Below are 20,482 nucleotides of genomic sequence, written 5' to 3'. Positions count from 1 at the left end.
CCGGTTCCCGTGAACGCGGGCAGCCGGCGGTTTTCATAGGCCATTCCCGGGGCGCAGAATGCGCTTTCCTGTCGCAGGATGCGCTCCCATGCTCGAAACCCTCGCTGCCTTCGTTCCCGCCTTTAGCCCTCTCGACTGGCTGTTCATCGAAGCCATCGTGGTCCTGGCCTATCTGATCTTCGGCGTGGCCGGTTTCGGCAGTGCCCTGGTCGCCGGTCCCTTGCTCACCAGCTGGATGCCGCTATCGCGCATCGTGCCCTTGCTGGTGATGCTGGATTTCCTCGCGTCCTTCCACAACTGGCTGCCGGATCGCCGCGCCATCGCCGGGCGCGAACTCAAGCGATTGCTGCCCATGCTGCTGCTCGGCGCCGCTCTGGGCACCTACCTGCTGATGCGCACCGATGCCCGGCTGCTGATGCTCTGGCTGGGGCTCTTCGTGGTCGCCTATTCCACCTACAGCCTGCTCACGCCCAAGGGCTTTCGCCAACTGGCGCCGGCCTGGTCGATCCCGGCGGGCGGCGTCGGGGGCCTGTGCGGCGCCCTGTTCGGCAGCGGCGGCTTTCTCTATGCGCTCTATCTCAATGGCCGCCTGGAAGACAAGAACGCCATCCGCGGCACCCAGAGCTTTCTCATCGGCTGCAGTGCCTCCATTCGCATCGTCCTGCTGCTGATCGCCGGCGCCTACAGCGACGGCAGCCTGCTGTTGCTGGCCGTCTGCCTGCTGCCCGCCATGCTGCTCGGCGGCTGGATCGGTCGCCACCTGCAGCGGCGCCTGTCCCGCGAACGCTTCACCCGCCTGGTGACCTGGCTGGTGCTGGTCTCCGGCGTGACCCTGATCGGACGGTATCTGGCGGGGTAGTCAAGTCATCCTGGGCGGAAGACTCGTAGGTTGGGCTGAGACAGCTCTATCGTCGAAGCCCAACGTTAGACCAAACCCTGGACTGTTGGGCTTCGCTGCGCTCAGCGCCAACCTACGTCGCTGATCGCGGCCATGGCTGCGATGCGCTCGAACGTCGTAGCGAGGAAAACCGCCGGCGTTTTCCGCGCGATGCTTCAACGGCGGGAACTCCCCATCCCTCATGGCTCTCCGCTCTAGAACACCAACAGCGGAGAACCCTCCATGCTGACCTCCCTTCAGGCAGGCGTCTTGGACGTGACCTATCAGGTCCAAGGACCGGAAAATGGCCCGCCGGTCCTGTTGCTGCACGGCTTTCCCTACGACATCCACGCCTACGCCGAGGTGACCGATGAACTGGTCGCCGCTGGCTGCCGCGTCTATGTGCCCTTTCTGCGTGGCTACGGCGCCACCCGCTACCTGAGCGCCGACACCCCGCGCTCCGGCCAGCAGGCCGCCCTGGCCCATGACGTCCTGGCGCTTCTCGATGCCCTGGGCCTGGAGCGGGCGACCCTGGCTGGCTATGACTGGGGCGGTCGCGCCGCCGGTATCGTCGCCGCCCTCTGGCCCGAGCGGGTCGCGGGGCTGGTGCTGGGCGACGGCTATCCGATCCAGGACATCGCCACTGCCGCTACCCAGCCCGGTTCCCCGGAGGCGGAACTGCGCTATTGGTACCAGTACTACTTCCACGGTGAGCGAGGTCGGGCCGGCCTCGCGGAACATCGCCGCGACTTCTGTCGACTGCTTTGGTCACTGTGGTCGCCCAGCTGGCGCTTCAGCGACGCCACCTACGCGCTTACCGCCGCGGCCTTCGACAATCCCGATTTCGTCGACACCGTGATCCACTCCTATCGCCACCGCTACGGCCTGGCGCCGGACGATCCAGCCTATGCCGAGACCGAGCGCCGGCTCGCCGCGCAGCCGCCCATCAGCGTGCCCACCACGGTATTGGCCGGCGCCGACGACGGCGTGACGAAGGTACAGGGCGAAGCCATTGTAGCCCGGCATTTCCGTGGGCCTTTGCGCTACGAGGTGCTACCCAGCTGCGGCCACAATATCCCCCAGGAAGCCCCGGCCGCCTTCGCCGCCGCGGTAAGGGAACGGCTGCCGTAGGTTGGTGCTGAGACGGCTCCATCGTCGAAGCCCAACGGATGCGACTAAGCCAAGGTGGTGAAAACGCCGCCTTGGCGTGTGTATCGAAGCTACCGCCCCAATACCTCCGGGTTGGCGACACCCGTCGGTTCACCCGCGAAAAAGCCCACCAGGTTGGCGAAGGCCTCGCCGAAATAGAGCTCGTAACTGTGCTTTTCCACATAGCCCAGATGCGGCGTGCAGAGCACCTTGGGGTGGGCGAGCAAGGGGTCATCCGGTGCCACGGGTTCCTGCTCGAAGACATCCAGCGCCGCCTGGCCGGGATGACCCCGTTCCAGCGCCGTGAGCAGGGCGCCGGGTTCGATCAGGCCGGCGCGGGCGGTGTTGACCAGCAGGGCGCTCTTCTTCATCCGCGCCAGGTCCTCGGCGCGCACGCAGCCGCGGCTGCGCTCGCTGTATCTGAGGTGCAGGCTGATGACATCGGCCTCGGCGAAAAAGGCCTCCTGGCTGGCCGCCGCGCGGTGGCCGTCGGCTTCGGCACGGGCGCGCGAGGCCTCGCTGCCCCAGACCAGCACCGGCATGCCGAAGGCCTGGCCGTAGCGCGCCAGGCGCTGGCCGATCCTGCCATAGCCCCAAATACCGAGGATCTGTCCATCCAGCCGCTCGCCCAGATTGACCTGCCAGCGCCCGGCATAGAGGGCGTCGATGGCCGGCTTGAGCCGGCGGCGGGCCATGAGGATCAGGGTCCAGGTCAACTCGGCGGTGGAGACCGGCGAGCCGCTGCCTTCGCAGACCGCCACGCCCTGGTGAGTGCAGGCGGCCACGTCGAGATGGGCGGTGGCCTTGCCGGTCTGGCTGATCAGCTTGAGCCGCGGCAGGTGCGCCAGCAGCTCGGCGTCGATACGGGTGCGCTCGCGGGTCAGCACCAGGGCATCGGCATCGCGGAAGCGCTCCACCAGCACCTGGGGATCGCGCTCGGCATCGTGATAGAGCGTCACCTGGTGCCCGGCGCGCTGGAGCAGGGGATAGCAATCCAGGGTTTCGACGACGTGCTGGTAGTCGTCGGGGATGACGATATGCATGGCGGGCTCCGTTGTTGTTCTGAACCGCCAGTGGAGCACCTGCAAGGTCCTCCGACAAGCTCGGGCGCCGCTGAGACCGCTTCACCGTCAAAACCCAACGTTCAGAGCCTAATAAGGAATCACCAGCGGCGTGCCCGCCAGGGGATTCTCGATCACCGCGCATTTGAGGCCGTACAGCGCCTCGATCAGCTCGGGCGTGACGATTTCCGCCGATGGCCCCTCGGCGAGGATGCGCCCGGTGCGCAGGGCGATGATGTGGTCGGCGTAGCGACAGGCCTGGTTGAGGTCGTGCAGCACTGCCACCAGCGTGCGACCACCCTCGCGATTGAGCCGGCAGAGCAACTCCATCAGCTCCACCTGGTGGGCGATGTCCAGGTAGGTGGTGGGCTCGTCGAGCAGCAGCAGCGGGGTCTCCTGGGCCAGTGCCAGGGCGATCCACACCCGTTGGCGCTGGCCGCCGGACAGGCTGTCCACCGCCCGCTCGGCCAGTTCCAGGGTATTGGTGGCTTCCAGGGCGTGCTGCACCGCGCGCTCGTCGGCATCCGTCCAGCCGGAGAAGGCCTGGCGATGGGGATGGCGCCCGCGGGCCACCAGGTCGCTGACCAGGATGTCGTCCGGCGCCACCGCGCTTTGCGGCAGCAGGCCGATGCGCCGCGCCACCTCACGGGTCGGCAGCTCCTGGATCAGCCGGCCGTCCAGGCGTACCTCGCCGGCACTGGGGCGGATCAGCCGCGCCAGGCTGCGCAGCAGGGTCGACTTGCCGCAGCCATTGGGACCGATGATGACGGTGAAGCGGCCATCGGGCAGCCGCACATCGAGGTCGGCGCAGATCGGCTGGCCGCCGTAGCCCACGGTAAGGCCGTGAGCGGCGAGGCGGCTGGAGGGGGCGTCTTGGCTCATGAGGTCCGCCGCCATTCGCGGCTCAGCAGGAAGATCAGATAGAGGCCGCCCAGGGCGCCGGTGAGCAACCCGACCGGAATCTGGAAGGGCGCCAGCAACCGCTGGGCCAGCAGATCGGCCAGGGCGGTGAGGCAGGCGCCGAGCAGGGCGGGGGCGAGGATACCCAGATCGGCGCTGCGGGTTAGGCGACGGGCCAGTTGGGGCGCCGCCAGGGCGACGAAGCCGATGGGGCCGGCGGTGGCGATGGCCAGGGCGGCCAGGGCCACGGCGACGGCCAACAGCAGATTCTGGCTGGGCAGCACGGCCAGGCCCAGGGCGCGGGCCAGGTCGTCGCCCAGCTCCAGCAGGCGCAGCCGGCGCGCCAGCCAGGCGGCCAGCGGCAGCAGCAACAGGCAGCCGGCGAGCAGGGTCAGGGTGCGGCTCCAGGTCAGCATGTCCAGGCTACCGAACAGCCAGAGCCGGGCCTCCTGGGCTTCGTCCAGCTCGGCGCGGGTCAGCAGGTATTCGTTGAGCGAGGCGAGCAGGGCGCTGATGGCGATGCCCAGCAGGATCATCCGCTCGCCGCGGATACCGGCCAGGGCGGCGAGTCCGGCCACCAGTACCGCGGCCAGGAGACCGCCGCTGAGGGCGCCCAGCATCAGCGCCGCGCCGCCCAGTTGCAGCCAGAGCAGGGTGATCAGCGCACCGCTGGCCGAGCCGACGGTGAAGCCCACCAGATCCGGACTGGCCAGGGGATTGCGCGCCAGCCGCTGGAAGATGGCACCGCTGGCACCCAGGGCCGCGCCGACGCCAAAGGCCGCCAGTAGTCGCGGCAGGCGCAGCTCCAGCAGGATCAGACTGGCCAGGGCGTCGCCCCGACCGAGCAGGGTGGCCGCCACCCGGTGCGGCGCCGGAGCGAAGGCGCCGCCGCTGAGGGTCAGGGCACAGATACCGATGGCCGCCAGCAGGAGCAGCAACAGGCAGGCCTTGAAGCGCGCCGAGCGGCGGGGGGCGAAGCGATGGCGACTCAAGGGCGCACCCGCCGGGCGGAACGGATGATCAGCGCGAGGAGCACCGGGGTGCCGAGCAGGGCGCAGACGATTCCCGCCTCCAGTTCGCCCGGCAGGGCCACGCGGCGGCCCAGGGTATCGGCCAGCAACAGCAGATTGGCTCCGGCCAGGGGCGCCAGCGCCATGATCCAGCGCCAGTCGGCGCCCACCAGCAGGCGCAAGGCGTGGGGCACCACCAGGCCGAGAAAGCCGATGGGTCCGGCCACCGCAGTGGCGGCGCCGCACAGCAGCACGATGGCGACGAAGGCCAACAGCCGCAGTTGCCCGGGGCGGGCGCCGAGGGCACGACCCAGGTCGTCGCCCAGGGCCAGGGCATTGAGGCGGCTGCCCAAGGGCAGGCCCAGCGCCAGGCCGATCAGCAGCAGCGGCAGGATGCCGAGGACACCACCGGGAGTCTGGCCGCTCAGGGCGCCTACCGCCCAGAAGCGATAACTGTCGAACACCGCGCTGTCGAACAGGGTGATGATGCCGGTGCAGGCGTTGAGGCTGGCGCTCAGGGCGATGCCGGCCAGGATCAACCGTATGGGCTGACCGCGGGCCGGGGCACTGCCACCGAGCAGATAGACCAGGCCGGCGGCCAGGGCCGCGCCCAGCAGGGCACAGGCCAGGCGCGTCGGGGCATCGTCCAGCCCCAGCAGCGACAGCCCGGCCACCACGGCGAAGGCCGCCCCGGCGTTGATGCCCAGCAGTCCGGGGTCGGCCAGAGGATTGCGCGTCAGCGCCTGCATCAGGGCACCGGCCAGGCCCAGGGCCGCACCCACCAGCAGTCCGAGCAGGGTGCGTGGCAGACGCAGCTGCCAGAGCACCACAGCCTCGGTGGAGTCATCGGGCGCGACGAGCAGGTGCAGGATCTGCGCCGCCGACAGCGACCGTGCGCCTATGCCCAGACTCGCCACCACCGCCAGCGCCAGGACGATCAGCAGCAGGACCAGCACCAGGCCACCCCGGGCGGCGGATGCCCGTTGCGCAAGAGGCGCGGGGCGGGCCGGCGGGGTCATGTCATCCCCAGGGCGCCGGCGACTGTGCCGATCACTTGGCGGGCGGCGAGGGGCCCGGCGTTGAGATAGAAGGCGTCGGTATCCACGCGAACGGCCCGGGACTGACGCACCGCAGTCAGCCGCGGCCACAGCGGTTGCCGCGCCAGGCTGGCCAGGGCGGTGCCCTGTTCGGCATAGAACAGCCAGTCCGCATCGGCCAGATCCAGCAACTCGGCGCTGACATCCCGCGAGGTGCCCTTGAAGCGCTGCGCCGCTGGGCGGGTCATGCCCATCGCCTGCAGCAGCCCGCCGGCAAAGGAATCCACGCCCATCAGGCGCAGCCGGGCGCCGCTGGAAAACAACAGGGAGGCGGAGGGCGGCTGGGCGCCGAAGCGCTGCGCCAGGCCGGCGAGATCCCGATCCAGCTCCGCCAGCAGGCGCTCGGCCTGTTGGCGCCGCCCCAGGGCATCAGCCAGCACGAGGAAGTCCGGCCGCCAGTTGCCACCGGTGCCGCGCGCCACCACTGTGGGGGCGATGCGCGAAAACAGCTCCAGGCCACCGGCCTTGAGCACGGTGCGATTGAGCACGATCAGATCCGGCGCCTGGCGCGCTAGGGCTTCCAGATCCGGCGCCTGGCGACTGCCCAGATCGACCATGGCGTCCAGCTCGCCGGCGCGGCTGGCAAGGGCGCTGCGCAGATAGCCGGGGGCCAGTTCGCGATTGTCCACCCGGGTGGTGCCCGCTGGGATCACGCCCAGGCTCAGAGCGGCGTCCAGCTGGCCGGTGGAGATCACGGCCACCCGCTGGGGTTGGCGTGGGATAAGGGTGCTGCCCACCACATGCTCCACCTGCCGCGGGAACTCGCCATCGGTCGCCGACGCGCGTGCATAGACCCGACCCGGCAGTCCGGCGAGCAGCGCGGTACCAGCGGCGAAGTGCAGAAGGGAGCGGCGATCGAGCATGACGGGGACTGACTGCAGACGGAAAGAGGCCCGCCAGGCGGGCCGAGGCCCCGAGCGGGGCGGCTAGGATAGAGCATCAGCGCAGGGCTGGCACCCGCTAAGGACGCCGGGCCGTTCCCTCTCCCTTTGGTGTGAGCGCAGGCTGCTAGCGGATCGCGGCCATGGGCCGCTCCTGCAGGTGATGCAACCTTGGGCGTAGCGTGGAAAACCGCGAAGCGTTTTCCGCCGGGTTGCACGTAGCGATCCGCCCCCTCTCCCCCTGGGAGAGGGTTGGGGAGAGGGCAGACCGCTTGGCTTAGAAGCTCACCGTGGCACTCAGCCGCGCCGTCCGCGGCTCACCCACGGCCACCTGCAGCGGGCTGTTGGCGCTCGACGGGTAGTATTCCTTGTCGAACAGGTTATCCACGTTCAGCTGCAGCCGAGTCTGGTAGCCGGTCACCGGCAGGTCCCAACGCAGGAAGGCGTCGGCCACGGTGTAGCTGCTCATGTAGAAGCTGTTGGCCGCATCGCCGGCGCGCTCGCCGACGTAGCGAGCGCCGCCGCCGACGTGCCAGCCACCCAGGTTGGACGGTACCAGCAGGTGATGGGTCAGATAGAGACTGCCGCTGTGCTCGGGTGCCTGGGTCAGGCGATTGCCCTCGTTGGTGGGATCATCGAGCACCTCGGTGTGATCGTAGGCATAGGTGGCAATCATGTCCCAGCGCTCGGCCAGATGGCCGGTGAGGTCCACTTCGAGGCCCCGCGAGCCGACTTTACCGGCGGCTTCGCTCACGCTCACACCCGCCACGTTGCTGGTGGTCACCACATTCTTCTTCTGGATGTCGTACAGCGCCACGTTCAGATTCAGACCAGGCGTCAGGTCGTATTTGGCACCCACCTCGAAGCTGCGGCCTTCTTCGGGATCGAAGGTGTTGCCGCGGTCGTCGACGGTGGTGTTCGGCACGAAGGATCGACTGTAGTTACCATATAGCGACAAGGTATCGGTGGCCTGGAACACCACACCGGCCAGCGGCAGGGCCGCGTGATCGCGCTTGTCCAGATTGACGACGTAATCCCGGCCCAGGCCTTGATCGCTGTACTGCTTGAAACTCTGGTAGCGGCCGCCCAGCACCAGGATCCAGCGATCGTTCAGGTGCCAGTTGTCCTTGAAGTACAGCGAAGTGGATTCCAGGCTGCTGTCCTGATCGCTCTGGGTCGTGCTCAGGAGGCTGGGTGCTGCCAGGCCGCCGTACACCGGCGCATTGATATTGATGTTGCGGCGCGAGGCATTGTTGTTGCGGTAGGTGTTGCCACGGTACTGGTCGTTATCCTCGTGATCGAGGCCCACCAGCAGATCATGGCGTTGGCCCAGCAGATCCTGCCGGCCGATGAAGTCCCAACTGGCGTACGTCGTCTCGTAATCGTAATGGGCGCCATTGGCCGTCCGCAGCAGATTGCCATTCGCGGCCAAGGAGACCGGCTGGGCGAAGTCCAGGCTGTAGCGGTCGTTGTTCCAGGCGTAGATCAGCCGTGTCTTCCAATCGTCACTGAGTTGGTACTCGTAGCGAGCACTAGCCGTCTCGGTGATGCCTTTGCTCTCGGACCATTTCTCGTCGAGGCGCTTGTCGTAGCTGGCGCTGCTGGGATGCCCATTGACGAACACCGTCCCCCGATCCACCGGGCCGCTGTAATCGTTATAGGAATAGGCCAGGGTCAGGCTGGCGCGCTCGCCGGTCCAGGACAGCGACGGCGCCACCAGACTGTGCTGATCCACCCCATAGTTGCGCCAATAGTCCTCGCTCTGGCGCTCGGCGATCAGCCGATAGGCGAAGCCGCTGTCACCCAGGGGGCCGGTGGTGTCGACGCCGAGATTGCCGCCGCCTTCGCTATAGGCCGAGCCGCTCAGGGTGGTGCGCTGTTGGTACTGCGGCTGCTTGCTGACCACGTTGATCAGGCCGCCAGGCTCCAGGGCGCCATAGAGCAGCGAGGCGGGGCCCTTCAAGACTTCCACGCGCTCGGCGGTGGCATCGAAGTTGTGCGACAGATTCGAGCGCACCCCATCGCGAAAGATGGAGCCGTCGTTGTTGCTGCCGAAGCCGCGTTTGACGAAGGCATCCTTGGTCCCGGCCAGGGTGTTGCTCTGGGCCACGCCGCTGACAAATTTAGAGGCGTCGTCCAGGGTCCGCACCTCGTAGTCCTGGATCAGTTGCGGAGTCACGGTCTGCACCGACTGCGCCTCTTCCTTGATCGGCACGTCGCTCTTGCTCGCCGTGGAAGCGGTAGCCGCCCGATAGCTGTCGTCCGCCTCGCTGGCTGTGGCGGAAATGTCCATGGGGGCGAGACTGGCGTTTTCCGCTGCCAGCAGATCCGAACTGGTCGCCAGGGCCAGGGTGCTGAAGGCGAAGGGCGCGAAACGGCGAAGGGCTCTGGGCGGCGTGTTCAAGGGCGTTCTCGGGAGGGCGGGAAAAGTGGCGGCGATTCTAAAGTGATAGTCATTCTCACGTAAATCGAATCCTCTTACCGTTGATGCTCGGGTGCGTTGCCGCCCATCCCCAAGCGCAGGTATAATGTCGCGCTCCTAAATTTTCCCGCCCGGGAGCGCCCGCCATGCTGCGCATCAGCCAAGAAGCCCTGACGTTCGACGATGTTCTCCTCATCCCCGGCTATTCGGATGTCCTGCCGAAAGACGTCAGTCTCAAGACCCGCCTGACCCGTGGCATCGAGCTGAACATTCCCCTGGTGTCCGCCGCCATGGACACCGTGACCGAGTCCCGTCTGGCCATCGCCATGGCCCAGGAAGGCGGCATCGGCATCATCCACAAGAACATGACCGTCGAGCAGCAGGCCGCGGAAGTCCGCAAGGTCAAGCGCTTCGAGGCCGGCGTGGTGAAGGACCCCATCACCATCGACGCCGACGCCAGCGTGCGCGATCTGTTCGACCTGACCCGCCTGCACAACATCTCCGGTGTACCGGTGATCTCTGGCCGTGACCTGGTGGGTATCGTCACCTCCCGCGACGTGCGCTTCGAGACCCGTCTCGACGTGCCGGTGCGCGAAGTCATGACCCCCAAGGATCGCCTGGTCACCGTGCGCGAAGGCGCCGACAAGCAGGAAGTCCGCGAGCTGCTGCACAAGCACCGCATCGAGAAGGTGCTGATCGTCGACGAAGCCTTCGCCCTCAAGGGCATGATGACCGTCAAGGACATCGAGAAGGCCAAGGCCTACCCCAACGCCAGCAAGGACGACGCCGGTAGCCTGCGCGTCGGCGCCGCCGTCGGTACCGGTGCCGAGACCCCCGAGCGCGTGGCCGCCCTGGTCGCCGCTGGTGTGGATGTCATCGTGGTCGATACCGCCCACGGTCACTCCAAGGGCGTGATCGAGCGCGTGCGCTGGGTCAAGCAGACCTACCCTCAGGTGCAGGTGATCGGCGGCAACATCGCCACCGCCGAAGCCGCCAAGGCCCTGGCTGACGCCGGCGCCGACGCGGTCAAGGTCGGCATTGGCCCGGGCTCCATCTGCACCACCCGCATCGTCGCCGGTGTCGGCGTTCCGCAGATCTCCGCCATCGCCAACGTCGCCGCCGCCCTTGAAGGCACCGGCGTTCCGCTGATCGCCGACGGCGGCATCCGCTTCTCCGGTGACCTGTCCAAGGCCATCGTCGCCGGTGGCTACTGCGTGATGATGGGCTCCATGTTCGCCGGTACCGAAGAGGCTCCGGGCGAGGTCGAGCTGTTCCAGGGCCGCTCCTACAAGTCCTACCGCGGCATGGGCTCCCTGGGCGCCATGTCCCAGACCCAGGGCTCCAGCGACCGCTACTTCCAGGACTCCGCCTCCGGCGCCGAGAAGCTGGTCCCCGAGGGCATCGAAGGCCGCGTTCCCTACAAGGGCCCGCTGGCGGCGATCATCCACCAGCTGATGGGCGGTCTGCGTGCCTCCATGGGCTACACCGGTTGCGCCACCGTCGAGCAGATGCGCACCAAGCCACAATTCGTGCGCATCACCGGCGCCGGCATGGCCGAATCCCACGTCCACGACGTGCAGATCACCAAGGAAGCGCCTAACTACCGCGTTAGCTGATTCCTGATTCAAGAGCCTGTTAAAAGCGCCGCGAGCTAGTGACAAACAAGGCGAAAATGGCTGAGGAAGCGGAGTTTACAAAGGGTAAATGAGCATTCCGAAGCCATTTTCAACGCGGTTTGGCCGACGCGCAGCGGACTTCTAACAGGCTCTTAGTTCTTACGTTGCGATTCGGGGCTGTCTTACAGCCCCGAATCGTCTGAACCTAGCGCTATCGAGACCTGGCCATGTCCCAAGACATCCACGCCCACCGCATCCTCATCCTCGACTTCGGCTCCCAGTACACCCAGCTCATCGCTCGCCGCGTGCGCGAACTGGGCGTCTATTGCGAGCTGCACCCCTTCGACATGGACGACGCCGACATCCGCGCCTTCGCTCCGCGCGGCATCATCCTCGCCGGCGGGCCCGAGTCGGTCCATGAGGCCGGCAGCCCCCGCGCGCCCAAGGCGGTATTCGACCTGGGCGTACCGCTGTTCGGCATCTGCTACGGCATGCAGACCATGGCCGAGCAACTCGGCGGCAAGGTCGAAGGCTCCAACATCCGTGAATTCGGCTATGCCAAGGTCGACGTGGTCGGCAAGAGCCGCCTGCTCGAAGGCATCCAGGATCACATCGACGATGACGGCGTGCTCGGCCTGGACGTCTGGATGAGCCATGGCGACAAGGTCGGCAAGCTGCCGGACGGCTTCCACATCGTCGCCAGCACCCCCAGCTGCGCCATCGCCGCCATGGGGGACGACGAGCGCGGCTGGTATGGCGTGCAGTTCCACCCCGAGGTGACCCATACCAAGCAGGGCGGTCGCATCCTCTCGCGCTTTTTGAAGGACATCTGCGGCTGCGAAGCCCTCTGGACCCCGGCCAACATCGTCGAGGACGCCATCGCCCAGGTGCGCGCCCAGGTCGGCAGCGCCAACGTGCTGCTGGGCCTCTCCGGCGGTGTCGACTCTTCCGTGGTCGCGGCCCTGCTGCACAAGGCCATCGGCGAGCAGCTGACCTGCGTCTTCGTCGACAACGGCCTCCTGCGCCTGCACGAGGGTGACCAGGTGATGGCCATGTTCGCCGAGAACATGGGCGTCAAGGTGATCCGCTCCAACTCCGAGCAGCGCTTCCTGACCAACCTGGAAGGCGAAGCCGACCCGGAGAAGAAGCGCAAGATCATCGGCCGCACCTTCATCGACGTCTTCGACGCCGAAGCCAGCAAGCTCGACAACATCAAGTTCCTGGCCCAGGGCACCATCTACCCCGACGTCATCGAGTCGGCCGGCGCCAAGACCGGCAAGGCCCACGTCATCAAGTCCCACCACAACGTTGGCGGCCTGCCCGAGGAGATGAACCTCAAGCTGGTCGAGCCGCTGCGTGAACTGTTCAAGGACGAGGTGCGCAAGATCGGCCTGGAACTGGGCCTGCCCTACGACATGGTTTACCGCCATCCCTTCCCCGGCCCGGGCCTGGGCGTGCGCATCCTCGGCGAAGTGAAGAAGGAATACGCCGACCTGCTGCGCCGCGCCGACGACATCTTCATCAGCGAACTGCGCAAGGCCGACTGGTACCACAAGGTCAGCCAGGCCTTCGTCGTCTTCCAGCCGGTGAAATCCGTCGGCGTGGTCGGCGACGGCCGCCGCTACGCCTGGGTCGTCGCCCTGCGCGCGGTGGAAACCATCGACTTCATGACGGCCCGCTGGGCCCATCTGCCCTACGAGCTGCTGGAAAAGGTCTCCAACCGCATCATCAACGAAATTGACGGCATCTCCCGCGTCACCTACGACGTCTCGAGCAAGCCGCCGGCGACGATTGAGTGGGAGTGATCCCGCGTCCGGGATAGACCGGTACGTCTAGCAGAAAAAGCCAGAAGCCCGCGTAATTACGGGCTTCTGGCTTTTTGATGAGGGTGAATCCTGGCAGTCTCCACGACTTGCGCCGCACGGTCAGCAGCTTTTGCACGCGGTGGGTTACAACTCCGACTGGATCGAGAAGTAGCTAGCTCGTCAGCGAAGGGGCGTGCGCGCCGTTTATATTAAGGTCGTGGCGGTATCAGCGTCCTGCGATGTGGCAGGGTTGGACCAATGTGGTTGATGGATGGACGCTCCGGCAACCTGGAAAAGCTATTGGGTAGGTTGCATCGTAGCCATTCATTACAGCTGGTAGCTTGATGGGAAATTGTCCTCTACCGGAACAATTTTCATAGGTGCTGGCCAGTCGTTTGCATCTGACGTAAGCGGTTGCACCCACGGCTCAGGGACGAAAGCAGTCATTCATGACTGACCGCTAACGACCCAAAGCAGCCGTTGGCGTAGGGCAGCTAACGAACCGCAGCCGCCGCTCATTGCTGAGGGCCCCCATCGTTGCAGAGGAGTTCCAGGAACTGGTCGCACCTACCGTGGGCGTAGACACTTATTACGACTATGCCTCGCTGGGTAACACCTTAGGCCGTTGTCTCTTACGTTACTACGACCTTAGCTTGTGGCTCACCGCCTAATAATCTCTCGTGACTTGAAAGAACGCTGCCATGGCCAGCCAGCCCGGATAGCCGGGCTAATTAAATCTGGGGACGCGGCGCTCAGGCGCCGTTACCAGCATGACCTTCGTGACGCTGAAGGACGAGTTTGGGATGGTGAGCGTGGTGGTGTGGCGTACCTTGGCGGAGCGCCAGCGGTGGGATCTGGTGGCGTCACAGCTGCTATGGGTGGATGGGGCCGTGGAGACGCGCGACGGGTTACTGCACGTCGTAGCCGGCCGACTTGAGGACATCAGCGAGCTGCTGCAGGGGCTCGACACCCGGAGTCGAGATTTTCGTTGATTAAACTACTGACTGTCGGACGATTACTTTCGGAGCACTCCCTCTCTCACGATACCGGCTCAAAAAGCATCTACTTCCAGATGAGGCAAAAGGATATGGACCTGCTGAACCGATGACTTCCCCATTTGCTTTGCCGGCTGTAATTACTGACTCGACTTGCCCTTTCGTGATTGTGAAATTTTATCACTTGAGCGGGAGATTTAATCGATTGCATCTCTAGCGAGCTATTTCCTAATCTCCAAAGCTCAGCCACCCAGGCGTTTAGAACAAGAGAAAAAATCAATGCAAGCCACCGATCAAAAAGTTGCCGTCGTCACAGGTGGGGCCATGGGTATCGGCGCTGCAGCTGCGCTGGCCCTTGCGAAAGACGGTCATCAGATCGTCATCTGTGATATCAAAATTGATGAGGCTGAGCGCTTCGCAGACCACCTCAAAGACCAGGGCTTTTCTGCCTTCGCCTGCCAGGTTGATGTCAGCTCACCGTCATCCATAACCGAGTGCTTCGACTGGATCGAGCGTGAACTAGGCCGATGCGACGTCTTGGTTAATTCTGCCGGGATCGCGAAGACAATGCCGTTTCTCGACTTCGATCTCGAGGTCTTCAACAAGACCTTGCTCATCAACGTCACCGGCACCTTCCTATGCTGCCAAATGGCCGCTCGCCTCATGCGCAAGCATAGCTTTGGCAGGATCATCAATATCGCTTCAGTAGCCGGCCTGCGTGCCGTCGGCAAAGGTCGTACGGCCTATGGCACATCCAAAGGCGCGGTGATCGCGCTGACTCGTCAAATGGCCGTCGAATTGATTGACTATGGCATCACTGCTAACGCGATCGCGCCTGGGCCAGTTGATACCCCCATGACTCGAGAGCTCCACAGCGACAGTTTCCGCAAGGCTTATAGCAACGCCATTCCGGCTAAGCGCTACGGCACCACTCAGGAGATGGCTGGAGCGGTCAGCTATTTAGCATCTGACGTAGCAGCTTATGTGAATGGCATCGTCCTGCCTGTGGACGGTGGCTTCCTGGCTTGGGGCGCAGGTGATATCTAATCCCTTAGTTCCGAGGCGCTATCACACTCAGATCGCGCCTCAACTGCTTGCCATTTCTTCTCGAAGCCATTGTGCGAGGTTCGCGGTATCAGGCCGCTGCATAGCGCTTGGAGATACCCAGAGAACCAAGTGGGCTGGACCCTCGGCAAAGCCAAAAGGCGCCACAAGTTCCCCTTTGTCGAGTTCGGACTGCACCAGCATTCTGGGAACGCAGGCCATTCCGAGTCCAACCTTCGCCGCCTGTATCAGCAGGTAAAAATGCTCGAAGTACTCCATACCGAGCGTTTCTATCGGTGGGCGCGCCACCGCCGCATACCAATCACTCCACGCGTGTGGCCGAGTCTTGGTGGCCAGCAAGCGTTCCCGGCCTAGCTGGCCGACGTCGTTCACTCCAGAGGCAGCCTGATACTCCGGCGAGCAGATCACTCCTATCCATTCACGTGTGAGCGGGATGGGAACGGTACCTGCGGGTGGCTGGATGCTATCTAGTCGAATCGCGACGCTGACGCCTTCCTGAATGAAGTCGATAGGACCATGTCCAGTTTTGAGCCCAAGCTCCATCGTGGGAAAGCGACTGTGCAACTTTGCCAGCCGAGGTAGTAGCCAGTGCATCATGATTGAGGCAGAGCAAGAAAGCTCCAGCGGTTGAGGCCGCACCTGCTCCACACTTTCCTGGATCAATGCGAATCCGCGCCTGAGGCCGGCTGCAAGCTTGGCGCCTTCTGAAGTGAGCGTGGTGCCATGCGCATTGCGCGTCAGCAACACCACGCCAAGTGAGTCCTCCAGGCTCCGAATATGCCGACTGATTGCGCCATGCGTCACCGACAGGGCTTCGGCCGCCTCGCTGAACGTGCCCTTTCGAGCAGTCATCTCGAAGGCTCTCAAAGCATTTAGGGATGGCCGTGGGGTAGAGGGCATCGCTTGGTACCTCGCTAGCCGACTGGGCGCGCCGCTTTTAACGGCAACCCGCGCTGAGTGTGAGTTTTTGTCGCACGCTTAGGAAATCATATCGATTGGCCAGGTGAGTGGTCAATGTATATTGAAAGTACATCTGCAGACGCTTTTTGCTGAAGATCGACAACAATAATTAGCTCGAGGAATACTTTATGTCCGGTTATCCATCAGGCAGGGAAGAGTTCAGCGCTCGCTTCTTTGTTGAAAGTAACTTTCCGATCGAGAAAGTCGGGGAGATTATCGCCGGCGAACAATCGAGTGGCACCTTCATCTCCGTTCCAGGTGAGTCTGCGGAGTTGAAAGAGCGCTCCCGTGCGCGGGTCGTATCCATCAAGACGCTGCCAGCTGTAGATACAGCCTCCTTGCACAGCGCTTATCTCACAAGGCACAACCCGTCAAATCACTTCCATCGTGGCGAGGTCACGATTGCATTCCCTATCGCCAACATTGGCACCAACATTCCCGCGCTGCTGACAACCATAGCGGGAAACCTCTTCGAGCTAGGCGAAGTGAGCGCTCTCAGGGTCTTGGATCTGAAACTGCCCGAGCGCTTCGCTTCTACGTTCCTCGGGCCTCAATTTGGCATCGAAGGTACGCGTGCCCTCTGTGGCGTACACGATCGGCCCATCATCGGCACGATCATCAAGCCCAGCATCGGCTTGACCCCTGAGCAGACTGCTGAGACGGTCGATGCCCTCTGCGCAGGTGGTATCGAGTTCTTCAAGGATGATGAGCTGTTAATTGACCCGACCTATGCGTCTTTCGATGCCCGGCTCAGCGCTGTCATGCAGGTGCTACACCGTCATGCTGATCGGCTAGGCAGGATGCCTATGTATGCCATCAATATCTCAGGCGGTGTGGACGAAATGCTGCGGCGGCACGATGCCGTGCGTGAGGCGGGTGGCACCTGCGTGATGCTGTGCCTGAACTGGGTTGGCCACTCTGCCGTCGAACACATCCGCAAGCATTCCCAATTGCCTATCCATGGCCATCGAAATGGGTGGGGCGCTTTCACGCGAAGCCCTAACCTGGGTTTTTCCTTCGACGTCTACCAAAAGGTATGGCGCCTAGCGGGCATCGACCATCTGCATGTCAACGGAGTCCAGAGCAAGTTCTGGGAGCCGGACGAGTCCGTTATTTCATCGGCACAGAGTTGTTTGCGCTCCTTCGCCGGCATACAGCCGTTGCTGCCCGTGTTTTCTTCCGGCCAGTGGGCTGCGCAGGCCCCGATTCTTTACAACGCACTCAAGTCGGTCGACCTCATGCATCTGGCGGGCGGAGGCATCATCGGTCACCCGCAAGGTATCGAGGCTGGCGTGCAGAGCATGCGCGAGGGCTGGGAGGCTGCAGTGCAGCATGTGCCTTTGCATCAGTACGCCGAAGGCCGTCCAGCCTTGAGTGCCGCGCTAAAGAAATTCGGGGGGGCCTGAAGATGGCTGAGGATGCCAATTCGAAACTTCCGCTTGTCTTCTATGGCGACGACTTCACTGGCTCGACGGATGCTCTGGAAGTGCTGACCGGGGCCGGACTCAAGTGCGCGCTGTTCCTCCAGCCACCGTCGTCACAACTGATCGCGGAGCTTGGCGGCTTTGATGCCATTGGCATCGCCGGTGATAGCCGTGCGATGTCCAACGCAGAAATGGACGACGCCCTACCCGCGGTGTTCCACGCGATCAAACAGCTGTCACCGTCAGTGGTGCACTACAAAGTGTGCTCGACGTTTGACAGCGCGCCAAGCGTTGGCAGCATCGGCCACGTGATCGGCCTGGCATCGGCGATCTTCGACGTCACCGGCATTCCCATCATTGCTGGCAATCCCAAGTTAGGTCGGTACTGTGCCTTCGGCAATCTGTTCGCCCTGTCCAAGACGGATCACCAGGTTCACCGGATCGACCGTCATCCGATCATGCGGGCTCATCCGATCACGCCGATGCAGGAAGCCGACCTCAGTGTGCACATCGGCCAGCAGGCGAACCTAGACATTGCCAAGGTAACCATCCGGCATATTGAAGAAACGGAGGATCTTGCCGCTCTGGCCCGTGAGGTGGGTCGTGAGCATGATGCAGTATTGTTCGACGGCGTCACTGACGAACACCTAACCGCAGCGGGTCGGGCCCTTACCGAACTCGCCATCGGCAGCACTTCCGTGTTCGTGGTGGGCTCGTCCGGTGTGGAGTACGGACTGACACAACACTGGCACGCAGGCGGCCGGACGTGTAACCACCAAGCCCAAGTCGCTCCGTTGCATCCTGTTGCACAGGTGCTCGTGGTGTCGGGTAGCGCCTCACCGCTGAGCCAGGCTCAGATCGATACAGCGCTCGCCGATGGCTTCGTCGAGTTGCCAGTAGACACTACAGGACTCATAAGCGACGCCCGGCGTGGCGCCATACTCCAGGAACTGGTGACAGCTGCACTCGCTTATCTCGCAGCGGGAAAATCTGTCGTCATGCATACCGCCAAGGGTACGGCCGATCCACGCATCGAGCAGATGATCGAAGCCATGGTCGCCGAAGGCCTCAATCGTGACAACGCAAGAACTTACGGCGGCAAACGACTGGCGTTCGAGTTGGGTCATGTGGTCTTGGCCATTCTCGAAGCCTATCCGCTGAAGCGGCTCGTGATTTCTGGAGGGGATACCTCCAGCCAAATAACCAAGGTCCTAAATCCAGATGCATTGGTTATCAAGTCCTATCTCTCGCCCGGCGCACCGTTGTGCCAGATGCATTCGGAAAAGCCCTATCTGAAGTCCTTGGAAATCGCTCTGAAAGGCGGGCAAATGGGAGACCGGGATTATTTCGTCAGGGCTTTAAGAGGCTAGTAATCGAGCAACGTCAAGTACAGCACTGGCACATCTACAATAACAACAGGTGAAACCATGCAGACCTCTATATCCAGCATAAGTGAAACCCCCCTTGAACACGTGGACGCGGAAAAGCAGAAGTCCATGAAGAATGTGGTCGCCGGCAGCCTTTTCGGTACGGCGCTCGAAACTTATGATCTTTACCTCTATGGAACTGCCGCGGCTCTGATCTTCGCTCCCCTGTTTTTTCCTGGGCATGATGAGGCTGTCTCGCGGCTGGCCTCCCTTGCGTCCTTTGCCATTTCTTTTATCGCCAGACCCCTAGGCTCCCTAGTGCTCGGGCATTTCGGCGATCGTATCGGTCGGAAGAAGTTGCTTTACCTCACGCTGATAGTCATGGGGTTGAGCACCGTAGGTATCGGCCTTTTGCCGACCTATGCAAGCGTCGGTATCTGGGCGCCGATCATGCTGTGTGTCCTGCGCTTCATCCAAGGCTTTGCTTTCGCAGGCGAATACAGTGGCGCCGTGCTCATGCTTCTCGAACATGCGCCCAGGCGAAAACGTGGACTGTACGCCGCGATCAACAATATTGGCCCGGTGTTCGGATTCATCGCCTCGGCTGGTTTGCTCCTGATCGTCAGCAGCGCGTTATCCAAGGAGGATTTTTACTCCTGGGGATGGCGCATTCCGTTTGTCGCCAGCCTCGTACTACTGATCGTTGGGGTCTTCGTTCGTTCGAAGGTGCCCGAATCTCCAGTATTCCTGGAGACCGCCGCGAAGCGTTCGGCGAACGTGACCCCTAGCCAGTCACCCGCTATGCGCCTCTTCAAGCGCTATCCCAAGCAACTGCTGCTGGTCGCCGGCGCCAACATCTGCCACTTCTCCACGTTCTACCTGTTCACCGTCTTCGCGCTGAGTTACGGCCAGCGGGAACTAGGGCTATCCAACGCCTTCGTGCTATCGGTCGCTATGGTCGCGGTCTGCACCCACCTGGTGGTCGTGCCTTGCGCCGGCGCTTTGGCGGATCGAATAGGCAGACGTACCACGATGCTTATTGGCTTCGCGTTCACAGCGCTGGTCGCCTTTCCCTTCTGGTACCTATTCTCCATGGGCCAGTTTCTACCAATGGTCCTAGGCTCGTGCCTGTTCATGACGGGATACGGACTGGTCTACGGTGCGGTACCGTCATTTACCGGTGAGGCATTCGGTCCTAGTGCTCGGTTTACAGGTTTTGCAATGGCGACCAACGTTGGGGGCATTATCGGCGGCGGAACCGCACCTATCCTCGGGGCGTACCTACTAAACCATTACGGCTCGCCCTACGCTATTTCGATACTGACCATAAGTCTCGCAGTGATCTCCGCAACCTGCGTCTACCTCTCTGCCGAAACAAGGGATATCGATATCGTGAACGACTGATCGAGCTGAGTACGGCATTAGCTCGAGGAAGGCGCCATGCCCAGCCGCCCCGGATTGCTGGCTGGGTCGTTGGCCGGTAGCAGTCAGATACATCCAGCGACGTGACTCTAGTGACCCTAGAGGACGAGTACGGGATGATGATCGTGATCAAATGAAAGATTCTGACGGCGTGCCAACGACGGCGGGAGCTGGTGACGTCATGGCTCTTGTGGGGCTACGGCCAAAAGCGGTCTTCTAGCGGTATTTAACTACTGCCTGCTTCTGGTCGTTTGCTGTCCTCGCCGAAGGGCAGCTACTGGTCAGATAGCGATGGGCCCGAAGCTGCCGCTGGTAAAGAGCGGCTAGCGGCCAAAAGCGGACGTACACCAACGGCTGTTAACACATAGGGCTGTTTTTAAAAGTTTCGCTTAAATGGATATCCGGTGTAACAACCGCTACTCAGCGCCAAT

16 protein-coding genes are annotated in these 20,482 nt (G+C 63.3%); 9 read left to right on the top strand and 7 right to left on the bottom strand.

From position 1 onward, the window contains the following. Positions 1-88: 88 nt before the first annotated feature. Positions 89-859 (top strand): sulfite exporter TauE/SafE family protein, encoded by a 771-nt coding sequence (locus C722_RS0100310; RefSeq protein ID WP_017638617.1) that lies wholly within the window; start codon positions 89-91, stop codon positions 857-859. Positions 860-1,120: 261 nt separating this feature from the next. Continuing rightward, a complete protein-coding gene (locus C722_RS0100305) occupies positions 1,121-2,008 on the top strand; it encodes an alpha/beta fold hydrolase (protein WP_017638616.1) in 888 nt (295 codons plus the stop codon). A gap of 89 nt (positions 2,009-2,097) precedes the next feature. On the opposite strand, the gene C722_RS0100300 is transcribed toward C722_RS0100305, so the two are convergent. From C722_RS0100300 to C722_RS0100275, 6 genes are all read right to left on the bottom strand, one after another. Continuing rightward, on the bottom strand, positions 2,098-3,069 hold the full coding sequence (locus tag C722_RS0100300) for a D-2-hydroxyacid dehydrogenase family protein (protein ID WP_017638615.1): 972 nt from the start codon (positions 3,067-3,069) through the stop codon (positions 2,098-2,100). Positions 3,070-3,177: 108 nt separating this feature from the next. Then, positions 3,178-3,984 carry an ABC transporter ATP-binding protein gene (locus C722_RS0100295; RefSeq protein WP_017638614.1) on the bottom strand — a complete coding sequence of 269 codons (807 nt, stop codon included), beginning with the start codon at positions 3,982-3,984 and terminating at the stop codon, positions 3,178-3,180. Then, a complete protein-coding gene (locus C722_RS0100290; protein WP_017638613.1) occupies positions 3,966-4,979 on the bottom strand; it encodes an iron chelate uptake ABC transporter family permease subunit in 1,014 nt (337 codons plus the stop codon). Before C722_RS0100290 ends, C722_RS0100295 begins: the two co-directional genes overlap by 19 nt. Further along, the gene (locus C722_RS0100285) at positions 4,976-5,953 is read right to left on the bottom strand and encodes an iron chelate uptake ABC transporter family permease subunit (RefSeq protein ID WP_017638612.1); all 978 of its coding nucleotides are present in this window, start codon (positions 5,951-5,953) and stop codon (positions 4,976-4,978) included. Before C722_RS0100285 ends, C722_RS0100290 begins: the two co-directional genes overlap by 4 nt. 59 nt (positions 5,954-6,012) lie before the next feature. Then, positions 6,013-6,957: an iron-siderophore ABC transporter substrate-binding protein gene (locus tag C722_RS0100280; RefSeq protein WP_017638611.1), complete on the bottom strand. Its 945-nt coding sequence runs from the start codon at positions 6,955-6,957 to the stop codon at positions 6,013-6,015. A gap of 295 nt (positions 6,958-7,252) precedes the next feature. After that, the gene (locus tag C722_RS0100275; protein ID WP_017638610.1) at positions 7,253-9,379 is read right to left on the bottom strand and encodes a TonB-dependent siderophore receptor; all 2,127 of its coding nucleotides are present in this window, start codon (positions 9,377-9,379) and stop codon (positions 7,253-7,255) included. A gap of 164 nt (positions 9,380-9,543) precedes the next feature. Between C722_RS0100275 and guaB the strand changes: the two genes are divergently transcribed. From guaB to C722_RS0100255, 4 genes are all read left to right on the top strand, one after another. Continuing rightward, positions 9,544-11,013, top strand: coding sequence for an IMP dehydrogenase (gene guaB, locus C722_RS0100270; protein ID WP_017638609.1), 1,470 nt, complete (start codon positions 9,544-9,546; stop codon positions 11,011-11,013). Positions 11,014-11,240: 227 nt separating this feature from the next. Then, a complete protein-coding gene (gene guaA / locus C722_RS0100265; protein WP_017638608.1) occupies positions 11,241-12,818 on the top strand; it encodes a glutamine-hydrolyzing GMP synthase in 1,578 nt (525 codons plus the stop codon). Positions 12,819-13,588: 770 nt separating this feature from the next. Further along, positions 13,589-13,810, top strand: coding sequence for an OB-fold nucleic acid binding domain-containing protein (locus C722_RS26600; protein WP_017638607.1), 222 nt, complete (start codon positions 13,589-13,591; stop codon positions 13,808-13,810). A gap of 282 nt (positions 13,811-14,092) precedes the next feature. Continuing rightward, positions 14,093-14,860 (top strand): SDR family NAD(P)-dependent oxidoreductase, encoded by a 768-nt coding sequence (locus tag C722_RS0100255; RefSeq protein ID WP_017638606.1) that lies wholly within the window; start codon positions 14,093-14,095, stop codon positions 14,858-14,860. A gap of 39 nt (positions 14,861-14,899) precedes the next feature. Here C722_RS0100255 and C722_RS0100250 read toward each other — a convergent pair whose 3' ends face one another. Beyond that, positions 14,900-15,778: a LysR substrate-binding domain-containing protein gene (locus C722_RS0100250; protein WP_026083551.1), complete on the bottom strand. Its 879-nt coding sequence runs from the start codon at positions 15,776-15,778 to the stop codon at positions 14,900-14,902. A gap of 188 nt (positions 15,779-15,966) precedes the next feature. Here C722_RS0100250 and C722_RS0100245 point away from each other — a divergent pair, with 188 nt between their 5' ends. The 3 genes from C722_RS0100245 to C722_RS0100235 are packed head-to-tail and all read left to right on the top strand — an operon-like array spanning position 15,967 to position 20,033. Next, positions 15,967-17,244: a ribulose-bisphosphate carboxylase large subunit family protein gene (locus C722_RS0100245; RefSeq protein WP_017638604.1), complete on the top strand. Its 1,278-nt coding sequence runs from the start codon at positions 15,967-15,969 to the stop codon at positions 17,242-17,244. A gap of 2 nt (positions 17,245-17,246) precedes the next feature. Beyond that, positions 17,247-18,632 carry a four-carbon acid sugar kinase family protein gene (locus C722_RS0100240; RefSeq protein WP_017638603.1) on the top strand — a complete coding sequence of 462 codons (1,386 nt, stop codon included), beginning with the start codon at positions 17,247-17,249 and terminating at the stop codon, positions 18,630-18,632. A 57-nt stretch (positions 18,633-18,689) separates the two neighbouring features. After that, the gene (locus tag C722_RS0100235; protein WP_017638602.1) at positions 18,690-20,033 is read left to right on the top strand and encodes an MFS transporter; all 1,344 of its coding nucleotides are present in this window, start codon (positions 18,690-18,692) and stop codon (positions 20,031-20,033) included. The last annotated feature ends 449 nt before the right edge of the window (positions 20,034-20,482 follow it).

The sequence above is a fragment of the Pseudomonas sp. 313 genome, from assembly GCF_000316965.1.
GTDB classification, from domain to species: domain Bacteria; phylum Pseudomonadota; class Gammaproteobacteria; order Pseudomonadales; family Pseudomonadaceae; genus Chryseomonas; species Chryseomonas benzopyrenica.
Note: the sequence above shows the minus strand (reverse complement) of the source record. Positions and strands in the feature narration are given on the sequence as shown.

Excerpts from the sequence above, each read along its gene's own strand:
- C722_RS0100240 (WP_017638603.1), top strand. The coding sequence starts at position 17,247 with ATGGCTGAGGATGCCAATTCGAAACTTCCGCTTGTCTTCTATGGCGAC.
- C722_RS0100310 (WP_017638617.1), top strand. The coding sequence starts at position 89 with ATGCTCGAAACCCTCGCTGCCTTCGTTCCCGCCTTTAGCCCTCTCGAC.
- C722_RS0100305 (WP_017638616.1), top strand. The coding sequence starts at position 1,121 with ATGCTGACCTCCCTTCAGGCAGGCGTCTTGGACGTGACCTATCAGGTC.
- C722_RS0100280 (WP_017638611.1), bottom strand. The coding sequence starts at position 6,957 with ATGCTCGATCGCCGCTCCCTTCTGCACTTCGCCGCTGGTACCGCGCTG.
- C722_RS0100295 (WP_017638614.1), bottom strand. The coding sequence starts at position 3,984 with ATGGCGGCGGACCTCATGAGCCAAGACGCCCCCTCCAGCCGCCTCGCC.
- guaA (WP_017638608.1), top strand. The coding sequence starts at position 11,241 with ATGTCCCAAGACATCCACGCCCACCGCATCCTCATCCTCGACTTCGGC.
- C722_RS0100235 (WP_017638602.1), top strand. The coding sequence starts at position 18,690 with ATGCAGACCTCTATATCCAGCATAAGTGAAACCCCCCTTGAACACGTG.
- C722_RS0100245 (WP_017638604.1), top strand. The coding sequence starts at position 15,967 with ATGTCCGGTTATCCATCAGGCAGGGAAGAGTTCAGCGCTCGCTTCTTT.
- C722_RS0100255 (WP_017638606.1), top strand. The coding sequence starts at position 14,093 with ATGCAAGCCACCGATCAAAAAGTTGCCGTCGTCACAGGTGGGGCCATG.
- guaB (WP_017638609.1), top strand. The coding sequence starts at position 9,544 with ATGCTGCGCATCAGCCAAGAAGCCCTGACGTTCGACGATGTTCTCCTC.
- C722_RS26600 (WP_017638607.1), top strand. The coding sequence starts at position 13,589 with ATGACCTTCGTGACGCTGAAGGACGAGTTTGGGATGGTGAGCGTGGTG.
- C722_RS0100250 (WP_026083551.1), bottom strand. The coding sequence starts at position 15,778 with ATGCCCTCTACCCCACGGCCATCCCTAAATGCTTTGAGAGCCTTCGAG.
- C722_RS0100300 (WP_017638615.1), bottom strand. The coding sequence starts at position 3,069 with ATGCATATCGTCATCCCCGACGACTACCAGCACGTCGTCGAAACCCTG.